Source organism: Streptomyces sparsus, assembly GCF_054776295.1.
The window spans coordinates 1-2,107 of record NZ_BAAHCA010000856.1; the positions used below are offsets into that span (position 1 = coordinate 1).

At 68.9% G+C, this 2,107-nt stretch carries 1 protein-coding gene; it reads left to right on the forward strand.

Translation table 11 applies throughout. The features are described from left to right. Positions 1-436 precede the first annotated feature (436 nt). On the forward strand, positions 437-2,107 hold a 1,671-nt coding region (locus ACYVE9_RS24200), incomplete at its 3' end, for a BCCT family transporter (RefSeq protein ID WP_461030018.1).

Consider the following 2,107-nt stretch of genomic DNA (forward strand, 5'->3'; position numbering starts at 1 on the left):
GGGCGGGGGAGGGCCGAGGGGGCCGGCGTCCATTGGAGCGGCGCCGGCCGGGGCGATCGCCCCGGCGGCCAGCACCGCGGCCCCGAGCGTGCCGTACACCGCAGCCCTTGTCACTGACCTCACACGCACCCCTTCACGACGGACGGACAATCAGATGAGCTGATCGTCAGCCCGTTGGGTACATGACCCGGCGGTGGTGCCGCGCAGGGTCCCCCTCACGGGGGACACGCGTTGCTCCGACTGCGCGACGGGCGGAGTCGATGGCGGCGCCGACGGCGGGTCAGCTCCGGTGCGGACACCGGGAAAGCCCGGCGTCTGACACCACCACGGGCCCGCCGTCCGGTCACCGCACCGCCCCAAAAGGTGCGGTACCGTGCGCCGTTGTGGCCCAGGCCACACCCGACCAGCCCGGAAACCCCACGTCAGGGACGTCTCGATGCTCGATTTTCTGGACCGGCTGCAACACAGGCTGGGTATCAGGACCGACTCCGTCATCTTCTTCACGTCAGCGGCGCTCACGCTCGTCTTCGTCGCCGGGACCATCCTTCTGACGGACCAGGTCGACGCGGTGTTCGGTGCCGCCTCCGGATGGCTGAAGAGCAATCTCGGCTGGTTCTACATCCTCGGGGTCACCACCTTCCTGGCCTTCCTGATCTGGATCGCGCTCAGCCGCTACGGGCACGTCCGGCTCGGACCGCAGGACGCCAAGCCCGACTACAGCAACCAGGCCTGGTTCGCGATGCTGTTCGCGGCCGGTATCGGCACGATCCTGATGTTCTGGGGTGTCGCCGAGCCGATCAGCCACTTCGCGGTGCCGCCGCAGGCGGACGTCGAACCGCAGACGGTCGAGGCCGCGCAGATGGCGATGGGGTACTCGCTGTACCACTTCGGCCTGCACACCTGGACGATCTTCTGCCTGCCCGGCCTGGCGTTCGCCTACTTCATCCACCGTCGCGGCCTGCCCTTCCGGGTCAGTTCCATCCTGCAACCGGTGCTGGGCGACCGGATCTACGGGCCGATCGGCAAGATCGTGGACATCACCGCCGTGATGGGCACGCTGTTCGGCGTCGCCGTGTCCATCGGCCTCGGCACGATGCAGATCAACAGCGGGCTGGCGGAGCTGTTCGACCTGCCGGTGAGCCGGTCGGTGCAGATCGGGATCATCGCGGTGGTGACGGCCATCGCCACGGCCTCGGTGGTCGCGGGACTGGACAAGGGCATCAAGCGGCTGTCCAACATCAACATCAGCATGGCCGTGGGGCTGCTGCTGTTCGTGCTGGTGACCGGGCCGACGCTGTTCCTGCTGCGCGGCATCATCGAGACCACGGGCACCTACCTGAGCTGGATCGTGCCGCTGTCGTTCTGGAACGACACCTTCGCCGACACCGGCTGGCAGGGCAGTTGGACGGTCTTCTACTGGGCGTGGACCATCACCTGGTCGCCGTTCGTCGGCATCTTCATCGCCCGCATCTCCCGGGGCCGGACCATCCGGGAGTTCGTGCTGGGAGTGCTGGCCCTGCCCACCGCGTTCACCATCGTCTGGTTCAGCGTCTTCGGGCTGTCAGCCATCCGCCTCCAGATGGACGGCTCCGCCGACCTGGTCGACGAGGTCGTCGGGCAGAGCGACGTCCCGGGCGCGCTGTTCGCGTTCCTGGACAACTACCCGCTGTCGACGTTCGTGGCGGCGGTCTCGGTCCTTGTCGTCGTCATCTTCTTCACCACGTCCTCCGACTCCGCCTCGCTGGTCGTGGACCTGCTCACGGTGGGCGACGAGGAGCAGCAGAGCCCCACGCGTCAGCGGGTGTTCTGGGCCGTCACGGAGGGAGTGGTCGCCGGCACGCTGATCGCCGCCACCGGGGCGGGCGGCCTCGCCGCACTGGAACAGGTGATCACCGTGGTCGGGCTGCCGTTCTTCTTCATCGCGTTCCTGATGATGTACTCGCTCGTGCGGGGCCTGAAGGCCGACTTCCCGGCGCTCGGGGCCCCGCCGTCCGCGTTGCTGGAAGCGGACGCGGCACACGCCAAGCGGCGCGGCCTCACCCGCCGGGCGACGCAGGCCAAGCAGAAGGCCTCCCGGCTCAGGCGCCGGCCGGACGCGCCGGCCGCG